Origin of the sequence: Paenibacillus sp. FSL P4-0127, assembly GCF_038007325.1 — a bacterium.
Taxonomy (GTDB): domain Bacteria; phylum Bacillota; class Bacilli; order Paenibacillales; family Paenibacillaceae; genus Fontibacillus; species Fontibacillus macerans.
Genome location: NZ_JBBOWY010000002.1, coordinates 1,236,150 through 1,254,081, shown reverse-complemented (window position 1 = coordinate 1,254,081; position 17,932 = coordinate 1,236,150). Strand labels below are relative to the sequence as shown.

The 17,932-nt window shown below is 50.3% G+C and carries 19 protein-coding genes and 2 pseudogenes; 10 read left to right on the top strand and 11 right to left on the bottom strand.

The window, feature by feature from the left end; translation table 11 throughout:
- The first annotated feature begins 168 nt into the window (after positions 1-168).
- Both NYE74_RS31960 and NYE74_RS31955 read left to right on the top strand, forming a co-directional pair.
- On the top strand, positions 169-1,035 hold the full coding sequence (locus NYE74_RS31960; protein WP_124331714.1) for a MurR/RpiR family transcriptional regulator: 867 nt from the start codon (positions 169-171) through the stop codon (positions 1,033-1,035).
- A 50-nt stretch (positions 1,036-1,085) separates the two neighbouring features.
- Entirely contained in the window at positions 1,086-1,991 is a 906-nt protein-coding gene (locus tag NYE74_RS31955; RefSeq protein WP_036628580.1) for an AraC family transcriptional regulator, read from the top strand.
- 132 nt (positions 1,992-2,123) lie between these two features.
- Here NYE74_RS31955 and NYE74_RS31950 read toward each other — a convergent pair whose 3' ends face one another.
- The 6 genes from NYE74_RS31950 to NYE74_RS31925 all read right to left on the bottom strand — a co-directional run bounded on the left by NYE74_RS31950 (position 2,124) and on the right by NYE74_RS31925 (position 8,310).
- Entirely contained in the window at positions 2,124-3,086 is a 963-nt protein-coding gene (locus tag NYE74_RS31950; protein WP_227872670.1) for a transketolase family protein, read from the bottom strand.
- On the bottom strand, positions 3,083-3,934 hold the full coding sequence (locus NYE74_RS31945) for a transketolase (RefSeq protein WP_036624960.1): 852 nt from the start codon (positions 3,932-3,934) through the stop codon (positions 3,083-3,085). Before NYE74_RS31945 ends, NYE74_RS31950 begins: the two co-directional genes overlap by 4 nt.
- Positions 3,935-3,964: 30 nt before the next feature.
- On the bottom strand, positions 3,965-5,341 hold the full coding sequence (locus NYE74_RS31940; protein WP_036624962.1) for a PTS ascorbate transporter subunit IIC: 1,377 nt from the start codon (positions 5,339-5,341) through the stop codon (positions 3,965-3,967).
- Between the two features lie 19 nt (positions 5,342-5,360).
- Positions 5,361-5,642 carry a PTS sugar transporter subunit IIB gene (locus NYE74_RS31935; protein WP_036624963.1) on the bottom strand — a complete coding sequence of 94 codons (282 nt, stop codon included), beginning with the start codon at positions 5,640-5,642 and terminating at the stop codon, positions 5,361-5,363.
- A 27-nt stretch (positions 5,643-5,669) separates the two neighbouring features.
- Positions 5,670-7,730 (bottom strand): BglG family transcription antiterminator, encoded by a 2,061-nt coding sequence (locus NYE74_RS31930; protein ID WP_227872682.1) that lies wholly within the window; start codon positions 7,728-7,730, stop codon positions 5,670-5,672.
- Between the two features lie 298 nt (positions 7,731-8,028).
- Positions 8,029-8,310, bottom strand: a complete 282-nt coding sequence (locus NYE74_RS31925; RefSeq protein WP_036624967.1) for a hypothetical protein — start codon at positions 8,308-8,310, stop codon at positions 8,029-8,031.
- A gap of 188 nt (positions 8,311-8,498) precedes the next feature.
- On the opposite strand from NYE74_RS31925, the gene NYE74_RS31920 reads away from it, so the two are divergent.
- From NYE74_RS31920 to NYE74_RS31900, 5 genes are all read left to right on the top strand, one after another.
- Positions 8,499-8,744: a type II toxin-antitoxin system prevent-host-death family antitoxin gene (locus NYE74_RS31920; RefSeq protein ID WP_036624968.1), complete on the top strand. Its 246-nt coding sequence runs from the start codon at positions 8,499-8,501 to the stop codon at positions 8,742-8,744.
- A gap of 1 nt (position 8,745) precedes the next feature.
- On the top strand, positions 8,746-9,075 hold the full coding sequence (locus NYE74_RS31915; RefSeq protein ID WP_036624970.1) for a type II toxin-antitoxin system RelE/ParE family toxin: 330 nt from the start codon (positions 8,746-8,748) through the stop codon (positions 9,073-9,075).
- Positions 9,076-9,323: 248 nt separating this feature from the next.
- A complete protein-coding gene (locus tag NYE74_RS31910) occupies positions 9,324-9,623 on the top strand; it encodes a hypothetical protein (protein WP_115311228.1) in 300 nt (99 codons plus the stop codon).
- Positions 9,624-9,878: 255 nt separating this feature from the next.
- Positions 9,879-10,352 carry a hypothetical protein gene (locus NYE74_RS31905; protein ID WP_124331715.1) on the top strand — a complete coding sequence of 158 codons (474 nt, stop codon included), beginning with the start codon at positions 9,879-9,881 and terminating at the stop codon, positions 10,350-10,352.
- Positions 10,349-10,810 (top strand): hypothetical protein, encoded by a 462-nt coding sequence (locus NYE74_RS31900; RefSeq protein WP_036624974.1) that lies wholly within the window; start codon positions 10,349-10,351, stop codon positions 10,808-10,810. The genes NYE74_RS31905 and NYE74_RS31900 overlap by 4 nt, the downstream gene beginning before the upstream one ends.
- A gap of 185 nt (positions 10,811-10,995) precedes the next feature.
- Here NYE74_RS31900 and NYE74_RS31895 read toward each other — a convergent pair whose 3' ends face one another.
- The 3 genes from NYE74_RS31895 to NYE74_RS31885 are packed head-to-tail and all read right to left on the bottom strand — an operon-like array spanning position 10,996 to position 14,151.
- Positions 10,996-11,811, bottom strand: a complete 816-nt coding sequence (locus NYE74_RS31895) for a carbohydrate ABC transporter permease (RefSeq protein WP_036624976.1) — start codon at positions 11,809-11,811, stop codon at positions 10,996-10,998.
- Between the two features lie 34 nt (positions 11,812-11,845).
- Positions 11,846-12,727, bottom strand: coding sequence for a carbohydrate ABC transporter permease (locus tag NYE74_RS31890; protein WP_036624978.1), 882 nt, complete (start codon positions 12,725-12,727; stop codon positions 11,846-11,848).
- Positions 12,728-12,729: 2 nt separating this feature from the next.
- Positions 12,730-14,151: an extracellular solute-binding protein gene (locus NYE74_RS31885; protein WP_341005522.1), complete on the bottom strand. Its 1,422-nt coding sequence runs from the start codon at positions 14,149-14,151 to the stop codon at positions 12,730-12,732.
- Positions 14,152-14,572: 421 nt separating this feature from the next.
- On the opposite strand from NYE74_RS31885, the pseudogene NYE74_RS31880 reads away from it, so the two are divergent.
- Positions 14,573-14,875 (top strand): annotated as a pseudogene (locus NYE74_RS31880) (VOC family protein); the annotation flags it as partial.
- 64 nt (positions 14,876-14,939) lie between these two features.
- Here the strand turns inward: NYE74_RS31880 and NYE74_RS31875 are convergent.
- Together NYE74_RS31875 and NYE74_RS31870 are read right to left on the bottom strand one after the other, a co-directional pair.
- Positions 14,940-15,515: a DUF1186 domain-containing protein gene (locus NYE74_RS31875; protein WP_341005521.1), complete on the bottom strand. Its 576-nt coding sequence runs from the start codon at positions 15,513-15,515 to the stop codon at positions 14,940-14,942.
- A gap of 1 nt (position 15,516) precedes the next feature.
- On the bottom strand, positions 15,517-16,422 hold the full coding sequence (locus tag NYE74_RS31870) for an NAD-dependent epimerase/dehydratase family protein (RefSeq protein WP_036624984.1): 906 nt from the start codon (positions 16,420-16,422) through the stop codon (positions 15,517-15,519).
- Between the two features lie 124 nt (positions 16,423-16,546).
- Between NYE74_RS31870 and NYE74_RS31865 the strand changes: the two are divergent.
- Positions 16,547-17,104: pseudogene (locus NYE74_RS31865) on the top strand (GNAT family N-acetyltransferase); the annotation flags it as partial.
- 24 nt (positions 17,105-17,128) lie between these two features.
- Complete coding sequence (locus NYE74_RS31860; RefSeq protein ID WP_371860959.1) at positions 17,129-17,902, top strand: SDR family NAD(P)-dependent oxidoreductase; 774 nt, start codon at positions 17,129-17,131, stop codon at positions 17,900-17,902.
- Positions 17,903-17,932: the final 30 nt, after the last annotated feature.

Here is a 17,932-nt window from a genome sequence, read left to right as displayed (position 1 = left end):
ATGACTCCATTATAGGAACATAAACTCCCGCTCGTATAGAGACTGCCGCCAGAATGGTACTTATGTTCAGCCGTGCCGATGGCGCTCCCCCTAATGCTGAACTAAAAGTTCATTTTCTATACTTCTGAGCAAATCCTTTGGTACAATAAATCTTGAGGTGTGGGTCTGATGAAAATACTAACATTGCTGAAAGAGATGAGAGGTTTTACGCCAAATGAACAGAGTATTGCCGCCTACGTTCTGCAGCATCCGGAGAACTGCCTGTCCTTAAGCATCCATGAGCTTGCCCGAGCGGCTTTCACCTCGCATTCCGCCGTGGTTCGTCTGACGCAAAAGCTCGGCTTGGCCGGCTTCAAGGAATTCAAAATCAAACTGGCCCAGGAATTGCAGCAGTCCCTTCAGCAGATTTCCGGCGTAGATCCGAACCTGCCTTTTGGGGTCGATGAGTCTTCCATTCAGGTAGCCAAAGGGATGGCCGAACTCTTGAAGGAGACCATTGAGAAAACATTTGTTTTGCTGGATCATGAGTTGTTGAACCGGTCTGCCGAAATGCTGAACCGTGCGAAGCGGATTTTTATGTTTGCGTTGGGGGATTCTCAAATTCGTGCCCAGAGCTTTCAAAATAAACTGATTAAAATCAACAAATATGCCATTATTGCCACCGAACTGGCGGAATGGGCGCAGCATACCGTGAATATGACTCCGGAGGATTGCGCCGTTTTTCTGACGTATCACAGTAAATCGCCCATCTATTTGAAGGCCGCCCGGCATCTCAAAAATACCGGAGTTCCCATGCTGACCATCACCTCTTCGGCCCGCAGCGAACTGGCCGCACTCAGTAAGGTTTGTATTCAGGTGCCAAACGACGAGTTGTCCTATGCCAAAATCGGGACCTTCTCTTCCCAGATCGCATTTGAATATGTGTTAAACGTGCTGTATTCCTGCATTTACAAACTCGACTACTCCAAAAATAGGCAGACCGCCCTGCAATCGCTAACTGCCTTTCAAGCGTTCGACATGATGCAAAATCTATGAAAATTGAGGATATAAATCGTAACCGGAAGGAGCAGGCAAACATGGAAACTATGAATGAACCGCAGCGGATGGAGCAGGCCTTGCAGCAATTGGCGCGGTTGATCCTTCGCCACGCCCCGTCGAACGGAACGCATCGGACGGTTATGCCTTCTTTGACGCTGATGTATGCCGCGCATCCGGCGGAACCGCTGGAAACCGTACACAAGCCATCCATTTGCGTCGTGGCGCAAGGGGCGAAGACGGCCACATTGGCGGAGGAAACCTACCGTTACGATCCTTCGACTTATTTGGTCACTTCCGTCGAATTGCCGACCATCGGGAGAATTGTCGAGGCTACGCCCGAGATCCCCTATTTAAGTTTAAAGCTGAGCTTCGACGCCGACGTCATTCTTGAGATCTTGAACAAAATGGATCTGCCCGTTTCCGCTCCCGCGGAAGCCGGCCGCGGCATCAGCGTAAACCGGATGTCCTCATCGCTGCTCGAAGCCGTCGTGCGGCTCATGCAGTTGCTCGACACGCCTGAGGATATACCGATTATGGAGCCGCTCATCGTCCGCGAAATTCTGTATCGAATGCTTCAAGGGGAACCAGGGGCGCTCCTCCATCAATTTGCGATCGTCGGCAGCCATGGGTACAACGTCGCGCAGGCGATCCGGGTGATTAACCGGCAATATGACCGCCCGCTGGCGGTCGAGCAGCTCGCCAAGTCCGCGAACATGAGCGTGTCGGCGTTTCACAAGCATTTCAAACGCGTCACCGCGATGAGTCCGTTGCAATACCTGAAATCGGTGCGTTTGCAGGAAGCCCGGCGGTTGATGTTGGCGGAGTCCATGCCGGCATCCGATGCGGCGTTCCGCGTCGGCTACGAGAGCCCGTCCCAGTTCAGCCGGGAATACGCCCGGATGTACGGAAAACCGCCGATGCGGGATGTCCAGGAGACGACCAGTCGGTCATGAACCTGGGTCGGCTCCGAATATTCTCCTTCAGAACATAAGGGCACTCCCCTTGCTCCCAGCAATGTTATATTCAGCTTTATTTTACAGGAAAAAAAGAAGATCAGGACGCCGATGTCCTGATCTTCTTTTTACTTATCGAGAGGCAACCTCCTCCGCCGCACCGGCAATATCCTTCGCGGTCAGCTTGTAGAACTGTTTTAGGTATTCAAGCTTGCCGACCTGGCCGAATTGTTCCCTGACGCCGATCCGCCGCATTCGGGTAGGGCAATGTTCACTGAGCACCTCGGCCACGGCGCTTCCCAGTCCGCCGATCACGTTATGGTTTTCCGCCGTAACGACCGCTTTGGTTTTTTCGGCGTACTTGACGATTAACTCTTGATCGATGGGTTTGATCGAGAACATATCGATCACTGACGCTTCGATGCCCTGCTCTTGCAGCAGGTCAGCCGCTTTTAAGGATTCCGCCACCATAATACCGCTGGCAATAATGGCGACATCGCCTCCTTCACGCAGAACCTTTCCTTTCCCCGCTGCAAACACCTCATGTTCCGGGTAAAGTTTTACGGCATGTTTGCGGATCGTGCGTATATAATGAATCCCGTATTCTTGTTCAATTTTGCGCAGCAGGTAACGCAGCATCGTGGAATCGCTCGCCTCATACACCTGGGCCCCCGGAATCAGCCGAACCAGGCCAAGGTCTTCGAAGGCCATATGGGTACCGCCGTTATGCTCGGCGGTCACGCCGGCGTCGGAGCCTAAGATTTTGATGTTCGTTTTCGCGTAAGCGCCGGAAACGAACAGCTGGTCAAAGGCGCGGCGGGTGGCGAACTGGCCGAAGGTATGGACATAAGGGATCTTGCCCGTCAGCGACAGACCGGCGGCAACCCCCATCATATTCGCTTCCATAATTCCGGTGTTGATGATTTGCCCCGGAATCTCTTTCATTATTTTATTTGTCGAGATTGCGCTCATTAGATCGGCTTCCAGGCCGATGACATGGGGATTGGCCTTGGCCAGCTCCAACAACGTATTGGCATACATTTGGCGCATTTCCACGTTTTCCATTTCATAGTTTCCGGCAACTGCGTTCATCATAACTCCACCGCCTTTCCAAGTTTAGCTTCCAATTCCGCAATCGCCCTTAAAATAGCGGCTTCATCGGCTTCGCTGGGACGGATGTGATGGTTATCGGCCTTCTCTTCCAGATAAGGAACGCCCTGCCCTTTGACCGTATCCAAAATAATCGCAACCGGCTGATCCCCCTGCGCTTTTCCTTGTTCAATCGCTTCATGGATTTCCCGCAACGAACCGCCGTCCACCTTCATCGCGTAAAAACCAAAAGCGCTAAACTTCTCCGCAAAATCGAGCGGATCGATAATGTCCTTCGTTAAGCCGTCCAGCTGTTTTTTGTTGTCATCCACAAAGACAAAGAGGCGGTTCAGCTTATGATGCGCCGCGAATTGAAAAGCCTCCCAGCACTGCCCTTCGTTTAATTCGCCGTCCCCTACTATGCAATAGGTGTAATTGTCCTTACCCGATAGTTTATGAGACAGAGCTACCCCAACAGCCGCGGAAATGCCTTGGCCTAAAGATCCGGTGGTCATATCCACGCCCGGCGTTAAATTTTTATCGGGATGCGAAGGGAGCTTCGTGCCGTTTTGATTTAACGTATACAGAACTTCTTCGGGAAAGTAGCCTTTAGCCGCCAAAGCGGCGTACAGCCCCGGTCCGCCATGGCCTTTGGATAAAATGAAATAATCGCGTTCCTCCCACTTCGGGTTTTGCGGATCGACTTTCATCACACCGCCATACAATACGGCCAAAACCTCTACGATAGACAAGCTGCCGCCGTAATGGCCAAAACCAAGATGATGCAGCTCTTTTAACGTTTTTAAGCGGATTTCGTCACGAAATAATTCCAGTTTCTGCATATCCAAGCCCATTCGTATTTCCTCCTCTGGTATGTCTGGCATTTAAGCTTCCATCTGCTGCGAATCCTGGTTCGCTTTGCTTTTCTTAAAGAACCCGAATACCACGGCCAGCAGCACTAGTCCAACCACCGTTACGGTGACGCCTGTCGCCCCCAGCGATTTGGCGATATTCCCGAGCAAAATGCCGGAAGCCGCAAAATCGGTATCCGAGAACGTCGTGCTGGCAAAACCGAGGTTGCCGAGAACCGGCATTAAGAATACGGGAAGGAACGTAATGATCAAGCCATTTACAAAAGACCCCAGGGTTGCGCCGCGAACTCCGCCCGTGGCATTGCCGAATACCCCGGCCGTCGCCCCCGTAAAGAAATGGGGAACCACGCCCGGCAAGATGATCACGGAGCCTGTCATGGCCAAAATCACCATCCCCACGATCCCGCCAAGAAAGCTGCTGAAGAAGCCGATCAGCACCGCGTTTGGCGCATAGGGAAAAACAACGGGACAATCGAGAGCAGGCTTGGAGTCCGGAACCAGCTTGGTGGAAATCCCTTTGAAAGCGGGTACAATTTCCGCGAGCACCAGCCGAACCCCGGAAAGGATCACAAACACCCCTGCCGCAAAGGTAACCCCCTGGATGATGGAGAATACAAGGTAATGCGTGCCGCCGCTAAGTTCTTTTTCCACATAAGACGGGCCGGCAAAAATAGCAATGATAATATAAAGAACCACCATCGTTAACGAAATGGTCACCGAACTGTCGCGCAAAAATCCCAGCCCTTTGGGAAAGCTGATCTCTTCCGTGGAACGGGAGCCTTTCCCGACAACCTTTCCGACAAGCCCGGAAGCAACGTAACCTATGCTCGAAAAATGCCCGAACCCCACGCTGTCGTTCCCTGTGATTTTCCGCATAATGGGTTGGCAAATGGCCGGAAACACCGCCATGATCAAGCCTAAAGCCAGGGAACCGACGATAATCAGCGGGATTCCTTCCAAGCCGGAAACCACCAAGATGACAGCAAGCATACAAGCCATATAAAGCGTGTGATGACCCGTCAAAAAGATATATTTCAGCTTTGTAAAGCGGGCAATCAGGATATTCGCGATCATGCCGAAGAACATAATGAAGGCGGTGGCGCTGCCAAATTCATTTAAGGCCATGGCCACGATGGCCTCGTTATTCGGCACAACCCCCGACACATGGAAGGCGCTCTGAAACATTTTTCCGAATGGATCCAGAGACTGAACAATGATTCCGGCCCCGGCGGAAATGACCAGAAAACCGAGGAACGTCTTGGTGGTTCCTTTCACGATCTCGCTTGCCGGTTTTTTCTGAATAATCAGCCCCACCAGAGAAATCAGCGCAACCAGGACGGCCGGCTGGCTTAAAATATCCATCATCAATTTGAGAATTCTTTCGCCCATAGCAGATGTCCCCCCGTTATTAAATCATTCCCTTGGCTTGGAATACGTCCTTAAGTTTGGCGCGCAAACCGTCCATATCGATAATGCTGTCGATCACAATCACCTCTCCCAAGTGCCCCATTCCTGCGGCAATATCCTTGGCGGCGATAAACAGATCCGCAGAATCCGGCGTAGCCGAGCTAAGGTCGGAATGGTCCACTTCGACACCGCTTAACCCCAGCTCCGACAAGATTTGTTTGACGTTCATCTCCAACATAAAGCTGCTTCCCAAACCCGTACCGCAAATCGCTAAAATTTTCATAGCTCTTCTTCCTTTCGTTTCCATGTTTTAAACCGCGGCAGAATATAACTTGAATAAGTCAAGAAATGCTTCTATCGACGCTTCCTCTTTGAGGAGCTCAATGTTTTTGGTGTCGCTGAGAAGTTTCGTTAATTGCGTAAGCGCCTTAAGATGGGTCTTGTTATCATTGGCCGCAACGCAAAACAACAGCCGGACAGGGTATTTTTCGTCATTCAAAAAATAGACCGGCCGATTAAGCTTTAAAAAGCTCATCCCCACCTGGTTCACGCCCATTTTGGGACGCGCGTGCGGGATCGCCACTTCATTGCCAAGCACGACATACGGCCCCATGGTCTTGATATTTGCAATCATCGCCTCGATATAGGAGGACTCGATGGCTCCTTTCTCCAGCAGCGGGTTTGCCGCTACTTTAATCGCCTCTTCCCAATCCGAGAGCTGATCAACCACTTGGATCGTTTCTTCTTTTAATAAATCGTTTAGCACAGGTTGGCTCCTCCTCTGGATATCTATTTTTCTATGGAACGTCAGTTGGCTTAACGCATCCGTTAATCCCTTTTCGTCGAAAATGTCGGCGTAACGCCCAATCGTTTGGATCAGCTCTTTTAAGGACAGGTCCTGGTACCCGATTCCAAACAGCTGCCGATACACTTCATTGACCAGCCTGTTTTTTTCGTTGGGCGTCATAATCGGCTTTACATAAAAGCACGGGAGCTTGGACTCGAGCTCAATCGTCGAAAAGATCAGATCATACGGATCGTCATTCTCTGTTTGGTACTCCTGTAAGGACAGCGTTTTTTCCACGGTGATTTCCGAAAACAGCGACTCGATCTGGTGCTTCACCATCAACGAAGAACTGACTCCGCTGGGACAAACGACAATCGCTCGTTTCTTTTTCGGCATGGCGTGCTGCGGTTTGGCCAGCAGCGCTCCAAAATGCATCGTAATAAAGCCGATTTCTTCCTCCGGAATATTGATGCTTAGCAGCGATCCGACCGGCTGAAGCAGTTCCTTGATTATGGTGTAAAGCTCGCGATGTTCCTTCTGAATCTGCTCGAGCAGCGGATTATGAATCGGAATCCGGTATTTCATGCGAAAATAAGCCGGCTTAAAATGCTGATATAAGGTGCGGATAACTTCATCCTTTTGTTCGAAAACAATCGCCGCCTTATATTCAAAATCGACGACCAACTGTTCACATAAGTGAAAAAGCAAGTCCCGGCTCCCTTCTTGAACCGCGCGGCTGCCTAAAGACAAACCTAACAATTGGGTGGTGAAATAGCACAGCTCATGTTCATCTTCCTCGAATCCCAGATGATCAAATAAGGTTTTGGCCACGGGCCACATGGGATCTCTGCTTAACAACTCGATTTCATCACTATGAAATTGAACGGATTTTCCTTCTTTGTGACGGTAAGCGTAAAGAACAAGAAAATAAGCAAATTGACGAACCCGTTCCTCCACAAAATCGAGCTGAAAAAGCTTTTCCGCTTGCACAAGCGCACGGTGAGCCGAATCTAAGGGAAGAAGTTCTTGCCGATCCCGCACCAGATAGTGGATTAGTTTTTCAAAATACGGAATTTGCATCATCTGCGCTAAATGCTGCTGGACAAGGATTCGCTTATCGGACTCGGTCCCCCGAAGATGGTAGCCCTTCTGCCTGGAATAACGAATTTCAACCAGGAAAGGCCGGTTCATTTCGTTGGCCTTTTTCACATCGGAAATCACCGTGTTCTTGCTTACCTGGAGCAGCTGCGTCAAATGTACCGACGAAATATGCTCTTGCCGTATAAAGAGATACAGGTAAATGAATATCAAACGTTCCTCTTCCGTTAAAAAGAAATCCTGTTTGCGGTTCTCCAATTGCTGCTTCCGGCAAAAAGCCATCACCTCTTCCGGCACCATGATATGGTTCATTCCTTTGTACGGAATGGCAGGAAGTGCTCTCTCCTTCAACCAATAATTGATTTTGTCCAAATCGTAGGCAATTTGCCGTTTGGTTAATTGAGAGTGCTCCATGACTTGATTCATGGTTGTATGCTTCACTTTCAAAAGGTGCTTCAGTAAAAGCGCAGGACGTTTATCAATCATCAATGGAACCACCTCCTGCAATGATCATATAATAAAACGCTTTCATTTTGGAGGATCGTTGAGAACAAACGATGGCGGGGAGTGAGGAACAAAATTGGGCTGAAGTTGGGCTTGGGTAAAACCCTGTATGTGTGCAGAGGGAGTATAACAGGGACATAACGAAAAACGGTGAAGGTGATCGGTTGTGAAGGATATGGAGAGACTACGATTGCTTTTGCGGTAAATCGGGACTTAGGCTGTCGGAAGCCCAAATCCCGCTATTATTTACCCTCTCCTCTCTTCTCCCTAAATACCGTTATCAATATTTCGTCCAATAATCTATATTGCCGCTTGAGGAGTTGAATTTTGGACGTTGAGGCTGATCCCGTTCCCACGCCTCCAGGATGACTATCGTATCCAATCTGGGATTGTCCGGCCAGAAGATATACCGCTGCTCCACCAACCCCCGCAATCCGGCAAATATATCCTGCTTGTTCCTGCCGGTCTTAATCTCCAACTCATCGATCGTAGGCATCCGTTTCCGCTGCGTCGAATAGCTGTATAGGATACGGAGTAATTTCCGTTCAAGGTCTGGAAGCATTTTGATCACTCCTTTTGAATAAGAACATATGTTTGTATTATATACGAATATTCGTTCCACGTTCAATCAGAAAAAACTGTAATTCGCCCCTAAAGTATAAGAAGCATATGTTTGGAAGGAATATTGCTGTTGAATTTTACGAATAATAAACATACAATGATAACAGCAACCAAAAGGAGTTGTTATATATGCCGAATATTAAGCCCATATCCGATTTGAGAAATTACAATGAGGTTTTGCGGGATATTTCTGTAGGTGAACCGGTATTTTTAACTAAAAACGGCAGAGGGAAATTTGCTATTGTCGATATAAGTGAATATGAAAAACTAACGGCTTCTCTAAAACTGATGTCAAAGCTTGCTCAAGGGGAGCAATCAGGGAAAGAAAAGGGATGGATGACTATAGAGGAAGTCGAAGCAGACCTGGAAATATAAAATGAATAAACTGAAAATTTCACCTGAAGCCAGAAATGACTTAGTGGAAGTGAAAAACTACATCTCCCAGGAGCTTTATAATTCTGAAGCCGCTGTAAATTTGATCGCAAAAATAACGAAAAAAATTCGCAGCTTGGTGGATTATCCTGAAATTGGTACACCTCTATCCGCTACTATAGACATTCAAACCGATTATCGGTATCTTGTTTGTGACAATTACCTGATATTTTACAGATATGAAGATGGAGTAGTTTATGTGGTTAGAGTCTTATACGGCAGACGGAATTTCATACGTGTTTTGTTTAGCAATTTACTTGAGGAAGAAAAATAAAATTATTCTACTTAAATCAACATAGAAATAACGGGACAAAGGCTAACCATTTATCGGAACCTGCGTCCCGTTTTTTTATTTTTCCTGCCACTAATTCTCCCTACTCCTCCCGTAATAATTCACCAACGGAAATATCCAGCGCCTTGGCAATGGCAACGACTTCGTAATCCTAAAAGTGAAAGATTATTTTTTCACTGCGAATACCGAATTAAAACAAACCGATCCCTCGAGACGCGATTCAGGAAAGGTTGAACCACATTACAGCGCGTATCAATCGTCATCCCGAATTGCGTAAACTTCGTGCCGAGGAACGCTCGGCTTTTGAGGCCATGTTTTCCGGTACGGATCAAACGAAGTCGCCGGAGTATATGGACTGGGAGGACAAGCACCACTTCAGGCAGGGTTTAGAAAATGAACGTTTGTACATGCAAGGGATGATGGACGGTGTGCAACTTGCAATAGCGTTGTTTGATGACCTTCTTTTCGATTCTACAAGACCAATCAGAACGCCAAATCCGGCAAAATCGGATACAGAAAGCAAACTGTAGGGTGTTGAGTTACTATTGTACGCATAGCGGTCAAGTATACAAAAACAGCCGGTTTGTAAGCGTGAGGGAAGGCCGATCGGCCAGATCCAACTGTAAGATCCAAGTGGCACAAAGGGATGCAGAATGCCACGAAATGCAAAAGTGCAGGCGATTTTTGTCGAAACTCCTCAATAGGGGCAGTTCAAATGCAAATGTGCAGTTCATTTCCGCCCAAAAGTCACTTTTTTATCGCATAGCTCCAAAACAGATGCACTTTTGCATCTCAGCCGCTCAATAATAGCGATTTACGAAAAATCAACTGCACTTTTACACTTGGTTACCTCGCCCCCCTCCCCCTGTTTGAAGGGCCATTGGTGCGCAAACACGCTGCCTAAAGATTTGTTTTTGGGGGAGCAACATGCCGTCAAATTCATTGAAATGCAAAAGAGGGTGGATGAATCCGGATGGTTGGATGACGTTTGGGCCGAAGGCGGAGCAATTGTTGACTTGGATAAAAAGAAGTTAGTATTTTATGGCGGCGAGGATATACTTTACAATGTTCCACTCAGGAATTTCTACTTAAAACTGATGAGAACTATTTGGTCCGGTTGGGAAATCGCATGGGCTTACGAGGGCATTTTAGATTTGGCCAACTACGTCGGTTATCCGCAGGAAAAAATATTGACGTACGGTGAAGACGATTTAAAAGATACAAACTTAGAACCTCCCGAAGAGATGGCCTTAATATGATCCACGAGATCAATAAATCCTATGGATATAAAAGCATCGCCCTGCGTGAATGGTCTAAGGAATTCCCTATCGGAGGCTTCCATATTGATATAGATTGCAGGAGATTGGAATTTTGGCATGCCAACGATATTCCCAACATATCCCATGAACTTAAATCGAAATGGTCCGGCTGGGAAGTCGTTCATCATTACGGTGATTATGAATCCCATTTAAAGCGTACCGCCGGACAACTGCAATTCCAGGATATTGACCAGCAACAATTATTGGCGGATTTAAAGAGCCAACTGCTTTGGGAATCGTCCAATCCGGTAGATACTATAACCTGCTTTGCCAAAAAAGAAGCCGAGACAGGAAGAAACGTAGAAATAAACCCGCACGCTTTGCGATACGATTCATATGAACTGTCCAAGGAAATCAAAGCGGAAATCCTACAACGCGCTATAGATAACTTGCGTTAAATTTCTGGAACTGCCGCCGCAAGCTGTGCAGCCGTTCTGCGGAGGGCAGCAGGCCCCCGGGGCGGCGCATCTCCAGCACCCAGGCTCCCCGATATTCGCAGGCCGCCAGCCAGACGGCCACCGCTTCGATCGGGACGGTGCCGACGCCTCCATTCCCGGGGAGCGCGCCCCATCCGTCTGCTTGTCTACTTGATGCCGGAATGAATAAAACTGTCGATAAACTGGCGCTGGAACGCCAGAAAAATGATCAGGAGCGGCACGATCACCAGCAGCGTCGCCGCGCTGACCTCCGTCCACTGCACGCCGACCTCGAACGATTGCGCGAAAATCGACAGCCCCACCGTTAGCGGCCGGTTTTCCACGGAATTGGTTACGATCAGGGGCCACAAAAAATTGTTCCACTGATAGCTGATGGACACCAGCGCAAACGCGACAAAGGTTGGCCTGGACAAGGGAAAATACACCTTCCACAGCACCTGCCAGCGGTTTGCCCCCTCCACAAGCGCCGCCTCCTCAAGCTCGTTAGGGAGCGTCTTGAACACCTGCCGCAGCAGGAAGATGCCGAAGGAGGAGGCCAGATAAGGCAGCATAATCCCAAGCTTCGTGTCGAGCAGTGAGAACTGCTTCAAAATGTTATAGTTCGGAAAAATCAGCACGTCCGCAGGGATCATGATCTGGGCCAGGAACAGCAGGAACACGAGGCTGCTCCCGACAAACGGAACGCGTGCAAATGCAAAGGCCGCCATGGTTGCGGTCAGCATCTGCACCGCAAATACACAAAACACAATGAGCAGCGTGTTCAGGCAATACACCGCAAAGGGGGCGGCGGACCACACCGTCGCGAAGTTATCCAAGGTAAAATCCGCCGACCAAAAGCCGGACAGCGCCGCCTGCCGCGGGCGAAACGCCGTCACCGTCATCCAGACGAGCGGCACCAGCCAAATGATGGCCAGCAGCAGCATGAGAACATTGCCGATTTTCGGCGCAAGTTTCTGCAGCATAAATACGCCTTTCTTCCCGGACGGCCATCCGGGATCAGTTGTAATGAATTCGCTTGTCGAGCCCAAAGAACTGCACCGCTGCAAACAGCAGCATCAGCCCGATCATAATGACGGTCAGCGCGGAAGCAAGCCCCTGGTCCCAGAAGCTGAACGCCGTCTCGTAAATGTAATACAGCAGCAGATTGCTGGCATTGTTGGGACCCCCGCGGGTCATGATCATCAGATGATCGACGAGCTTAAAAGCATTCGTCAAAGCGATAATGCTAACGAACAACGTCGTTGGCATCAGCAGCGGGAACGTGATTTTGCGGAACACCGTAAAGGCCCCGACCCCATCCATCTGAGCGGCCTCGTAAAGGTCGCGCGGGATATTTTGCAGACCGGCCAGATAAAAAATCATCAGGTACCCCGATTCCTTCCAGATAATCATGATAATCATCGCCCACATCACCAGCCCCGGCGTGCCCAGCCAGTTTAGTTCGGGCTGACCCGTCCATGACAACATCCTGCTCACCAAGCCGTACTCCGGCGTGTAAATGAACAGCCAGATGTTCGCCGCTGCGATCATCGGAATCAGCGTCGGATAAAAAAAGCCCGTCCGCATCAGCGCTTTTCCCCGGATCGCTTTGTTGGCAAAAACCGCCATCAGCAGGGCAAGGGCGATCCCCGCAGGAACCGTTCCCGCCGCAAACAGGGAATTGTTGCGCATCACCTTCCAGAACACCTCGTCCTCCGCCAGCCGGCGGAAGTTGTCCAGCTCCGCGAAAATCGGCTCCGGCGTAGCCAGGTCAGCCTGAAAAAAGCTCAGGCGCAGCGTCAGAAAGATCGGGTAAAACGTAAACAGCGCCAGGATCGCCAGCGACGGCAGCAGCAGCAGCCAGGCGAATCCGTTGTTTCCAAGTCTGATACCCTTCATGGCTATTTGTTAAAGGACGCCAGCGCCTGGTCCGCCTCCGCCTGAGCTTTCTTCAGCGCGCCGGCCGGAGTCAAATCGCCTATCAATGCCGCCTGCACGGAATCATTCAAAATTTTCATCACCTTGCCGTTGTTATGGGTGGACAGTTCGGCCGCCGCGTATTCCAACTGATCGCGGGCCACGACCGCCGCCGGGAACCCGGCCGCGTACTCCTTCATCCGTTCCGTCTCATAAGCGGACTTGCGCACGGCTACATAACCGGTGTCGATGCTCCATTGGGCGGCGCGCTCGGGTTCGGTCATAAACTTGACGAATTCCCAGGCGGCCTGCTGCTTCTCGGGTGCGATATCCTTGAAAATATAGAAGTTGCCGCCGCCCGTCGGGCTGCCGTACTGCTTCTTCGCCGGCAGGAAGCTGACGCCAAAGTCAAAGGTGGCGTTCTTTTTCACGTTCGACAGGTTGCCGGTCGTATGGTACATCATCGCCGTTTTGCCTTCCAGGAAATCGGACGGCACGGTGCTCCAATCGGTCACGCCCTCCGGCGTCGCCTTGTGCTTCGCGGCCAGGTCCACCCAATACTGCAGCCCTTCCACGTTTTCCGGCGTATCAAACATGACCTTTTTGCCGTCCGGGGTCATCAGATTGTCGCCGTTCTGCAGAGCAAAAGTCTGCATCATCCAATAAGCAAAGCCCGTGACCGGGATTTCCAGGCCGTAGCGCCCATCCTTTTTCAGCTTAACCGCGTACTCCTGCATTTGCTCCCAGGTTTCCGGCCCTTTTTCCGGATCGAGTCCCGCTTCCTTGAACATCTCCTTGTTATAGTAAAGCACGATGGTGCTGCGCTGAAACGGAATGCTGTAAGTATGGCCGTCCGTTTGCGAGTTGGCCATAAAGGCAGGATAGAAATTCGCCAGATAGCCGCCCTCTTCCTTTACGATAAAATCGTCCAGCGGAATAATCGCGTTCATATCCAGCAGACTGAACAGCTCGGTCGACTGCTGCACCGCCTTCATCGCGCGGTGCAGCTTGCCGTAGTCGAACTCCCGGTCCATGCCGACCAGCACATGCGTCGCCTGCGCCGGATCGTCCGTCGTTTCTACCCCAACCGAGACGAGTTCATTGCGCAGCGCCTGCTCCCCGGCAACGAGCACCCGCACCGCCTCACGCGATTCCATAAAGTAAGCGGCGGACATAAACCCCGCCGTCACGATTTCTTCCTCATGCGCCGCAAGGCCAAGCTGCAGCAGGCGGTCCCGGCATTCCCCGCGGGTGCGGATGGTCGTATTGCTCAAAAACCTCACTTGTTTGTTCAAGCTTCTTAAATGGCACAGCGTTTCCTGCACGCCGGGCAGCAGGACGTCCCCCAGGAAAATGGTGCCGTCCAGATCGAAAAAGTACGTTTCAAATGACAGCGTGTCCGGCAATGAATGAGCAGCCTCCTTTGGTGCGGACAACACAAAAAAGCCCGTTATGCGGCGCACGGAAGCGGATATGGCAAACAAGCCATTCCTTCCGGCACCGCATAAGGGCTTTCTCCTAGTCTCCGACCCTCTAATGATGAAATTATTGAAAAAACAAACTTCTTACCTTACGATAATCCTTCCGTGTTATCCCGGTATTAACGTTATGTTAACGGTGAGCAAAAGAATGCGCAAGATTCACGCTTCAATAGCTTTAGGGGCCGCCGTCTGCCCAGCCGAACGCGGGGTTCTCCAACATCTGACGATACCTTCACTTTAACGGGGATTTATAACGTTGTATCATTGCCGGGTAAACGGCTTGTCAATTCGTCTCAGGTTACATCGGAGTCAGTAATTGAATTTTTTTAAGCAGGTAATACTGACAGGATTTTTGCAGTTGGGAGCCGCGAACCCGTCCTATAAACTCGTTTTGCCGCCTGGCGAGGATAATGCCTGCTATTCCTTGGGCATTTATGTCGCTGACGTTGATCGGGTGTTTGAAAATGCGGTGGCCAAAGGTGCACGAGTCAGAGAAGCCGTTACTAATTTTGTTTCAGGCGACCGGTTCGGAAGCATTTGGGATCCTTTTGGGGTCAGATGGAGCATCATGACCAGGGTTGAGGATTTATCCGAAGAAGAGAGCACCCGGAGAGTGAGAGAATGGGCTAAAAGTTTGAACGGTAATTGAAAATAATTCAGGGGCAATATTAAGAAGGCTCTTATGACGGAGCCTTCTTTTTGCCTTGGTTATGTTACTTGCCGCAGCATTTTTTATACTTTTTGCCGCTTCCGCAAGGGCAGGGTTCGTTGCGGCCTACTTTACTCACTTTGACAGGGGACTGTTTCGGCAACGTCAGGCCGCTAAGCGCATCCAGAAGGTCCAATTGCGAACCCATATCACGTTTAGGTTGGAAACTAGCCCAACCCTCCATTTCGGCGATCGTATCGTCAATAAAACTGTAGTCCCGAGTCCGCTGCGCCCCTTGCATAACCTCTTCTTGCGTTTTTTTCAGCGCGGACTCAACACTGCGAAAATCTATGTAGTTCTTCTCGAGTTCCCCGCTTTCATACAGTTGTTTGATATCTTCGTAAACTTCGAGCGGGTAAAGATCACTGGAGCAAGACACGATCTCGGCGTTCAAATAATATGGGGCATCCGAAAGCCTGCCGTTTAACAATTGTTTCATGTAATCTATTGCAAACTCTCTCGTCAATTGGTGATCAAAAACAAGCGTAACTATTGCTTTTAACGCTTGTCCCCTATCGGCGCATTCCGGCAATAAAAAAAACCGTCTGCAAACTCGCAGGCGGTTTTGATGATATTCCACATTAGATATCCGTGTGAGACAAAGCGAGCTGATCCTCGGGCATAGCCTTGGTCGAGCCGTCCAGATTAAGGATGGAGCGCCAGGAATAACGGGGTTCATAACCGAGTATTTTCCGGGCCTTGTCGATAGCCATCAGCGTCTCGTATCCCTGGATCTCCTTCTTTAGAGGGACCTTCGGAAAATACTTTTCGGCCAAATCGCGGCTCGGATCGGGCATAATCGTGTCCGGGGCCGTGATGTGGAACACCTCATGCCCCAGTCCGTTCTTCTCTATCGCCAGCAGGCAGGCGGTTGCGGCGTCCCGTACATCGCAGTAAGCCCATGCGTTTTTCTTCTGAATATCCTTCTCCTTGTCATGCCAGTGCAGGATCGGAATCTTCTCATACTCGTCGGGCTCATACATGTTGGCGAAACGCAGGGATACGAGCTGGGCGTTCGTCAGTTTGTGAAACATTCCCGTCAACTGTTCCGTCAGCGCCTTCGCCATCGCATAGGAGGACTTGACGAGCGTCGGATGCTCTTCATCCACGGGAAGATAACTAAGCTCTTCCGGCACGAACGGATACCCTAACACCGTTTCGCTGGACGCCCATACCAGCTTGGGAATTTTCAAATCCTTGCAGGCTTCGAGGATATTGAAATTGACGATCATGTTATTTTCGAATATGGCCTGGGGCGTATTTCTTACGTCCGTAGGGATGTTCCCCAGGTGAACAACGGCATCGCATCCCAACAGGAGCTGGATAACCTGGCCGTAATCGCGCAAATCCGCCTGGATAAAATTTTTCGACGCGGATTCTTCCCGCAGCTTCCGGTCCGAAGCGACTACGTCGTGCCCCGCTTCAAGGAACGTTCTTACGGTCCAGCGGCCGATCTTGCCCGCCGCGCCCGTTACCACTACTTTCACGATGGATTCACTCCTTTTGATCCTGAATCAAAATTTCTTTTTTAAAATCTCCCATCTTTGATGGTTTTATTAGCGGAGGAACGTATTTGCAGGAGCGTGGTGCAATAAAGTCCCGGATGTTATAATGAAACGAACTTCCTTGAATGGGTTACCTGCTGCAGATTTCGCAAAAAGGAGGCGCAACATGCTGTTGCAAGGAAAACGAATTATACTGAAACCAGCCGCCAAGGAAGACGCCCAGTCCCTGCTGGATCTCGAGGTAAGAAACCGGCCGTTTTTTCAGCAATTCAGCGGCAAAAAGGACGGATCTTTTTATACTTATGAGGGGCAGGCGGACAGAATCGGCAGATTTTTGGAACAAAGCGAAGCCGATCAAGCCTACCTTTTCTTGATTTTTTTCCCGGGCTCGGATGAAGTGATCGGCGAAGTGATGTTAACCGAGGTCGCCCGCGGAAATCTGCAAGGCTGCTGGATCGGCTATTTCCTCGATCAAGCTTACAACGGCCAAGGCTACATGACGGAAGCCGTAAGGCTTATCGTCCGATATGCGTTTGAGGAGTTGGACCTTCACCGGATCGAAGCCGGGGTGATGCCGCATAATGCCGCATCGATGCAGGTGCTGTTGAAAGCGGGGTTTAAGAAAGAAGGGCTTGCCCGCAAAAACGTAAAAATTAACGGAGAATGGCGGGACCATCAGACCTTTGCGATCCTCAAAGAGGATATCCTACCGGCGATTTCCGGCGAAGCCAAGCCGGCAACCGGCCGCAGCTTTATTATTTTCGGAGCCAGCAAAGGCTTGGGCGGCGCGTTCGCCAAAGCCTTGCCCGCCGCAGGGGATACCGTGTGGATCGTTTCCCGCAACCGTCCGCAAAGTTTGGAGCTCAAGGATGGCGTACGCCGCCATTGGATTGAAGCCGACCTCGCTTCGCCGGATGCCGGAAGCATGATCGCCAAAGCGCTTCAGGGCGCGGTCATCGACGTGCTCATCTATAACGTCGGGATCTGGGAAAGCCGGGGGTTCAGCCCAGACTATGATTTTGAAAAAGACGACCCGCAGCACATATCCGCCATCCTCCAGGTAAACTTGACCTCCGCGATCACCTGCATTCAGAAGCTGCTGCCTAATCTGAAACAATCGGACCGGGGCAAAATCGTTCTGATCGGTTCGACCGCTGGACTGGAGAACAATCATATATCCCAGGTCGCTTTTGCCGCATCCAAGTTTGGTCTGCGCGGCGCAGCTAATGCGTTAAGGGAGCATCTTAAGCCGCACGCCATCGGTGTAACCTGCATTAATCCGGGGGAACTGGCTACCCAAATGCCTTATGAAGCCGGCGTCGAAGCGGTCTGGGCGGCTTACCGTGGAGCCCAAATCCCCCTGCAGGATATCGTTGAACTGGTCAGATTCGTCATTCATCTGTCAAACGCTTCGTGCATAAAAGAAATCAATGTGCCGGCCATGCTGGACGCGGATGCCTGAATTTAGGGTAAGTGCAAAACATACAATTAT

Coding starts and splice junctions, on each gene's coding strand:
- NYE74_RS31915 (WP_036624970.1), top strand. CDS start 8,746: ATGAATAAACTGAAAATTTCACCTGAAGCCAGAAATGACTTAGTGGAA.
- NYE74_RS31920 (WP_036624968.1), top strand. CDS start 8,499: ATGCCGAATATTAAGCCCATATCCGATTTGAGAAATTACAATGAGGTT.
- NYE74_RS31950 (WP_227872670.1), bottom strand. CDS start 3,086: ATGATGAACGCAGTTGCCGGAAACTATGAAATGGAAAACGTGGAAATG.
- NYE74_RS31960 (WP_124331714.1), top strand. CDS start 169: ATGAAAATACTAACATTGCTGAAAGAGATGAGAGGTTTTACGCCAAAT.
- NYE74_RS31940 (WP_036624962.1), bottom strand. CDS start 5,341: ATGGGCGAAAGAATTCTCAAATTGATGATGGATATTTTAAGCCAGCCG.
- NYE74_RS31955 (WP_036628580.1), top strand. CDS start 1,086: ATGAATGAACCGCAGCGGATGGAGCAGGCCTTGCAGCAATTGGCGCGG.
- NYE74_RS31945 (WP_036624960.1), bottom strand. CDS start 3,934: ATGGGCTTGGATATGCAGAAACTGGAATTATTTCGTGACGAAATCCGC.
- NYE74_RS31935 (WP_036624963.1), bottom strand. CDS start 5,642: ATGAAAATTTTAGCGATTTGCGGTACGGGTTTGGGAAGCAGCTTTATG.
- NYE74_RS31930 (WP_227872682.1), bottom strand. CDS start 7,730: ATGATTGATAAACGTCCTGCGCTTTTACTGAAGCACCTTTTGAAAGTG.
- NYE74_RS31895 (WP_036624976.1), bottom strand. CDS start 11,811: ATGCTGCAGAAACTTGCGCCGAAAATCGGCAATGTTCTCATGCTGCTG.
- NYE74_RS31925 (WP_036624967.1), bottom strand. CDS start 8,310: ATGCTTCCAGACCTTGAACGGAAATTACTCCGTATCCTATACAGCTAT.
- NYE74_RS31890 (WP_036624978.1), bottom strand. CDS start 12,727: ATGAAGGGTATCAGACTTGGAAACAACGGATTCGCCTGGCTGCTGCTG.
- NYE74_RS31900 (WP_036624974.1), top strand. CDS start 10,349: ATGATCCACGAGATCAATAAATCCTATGGATATAAAAGCATCGCCCTG.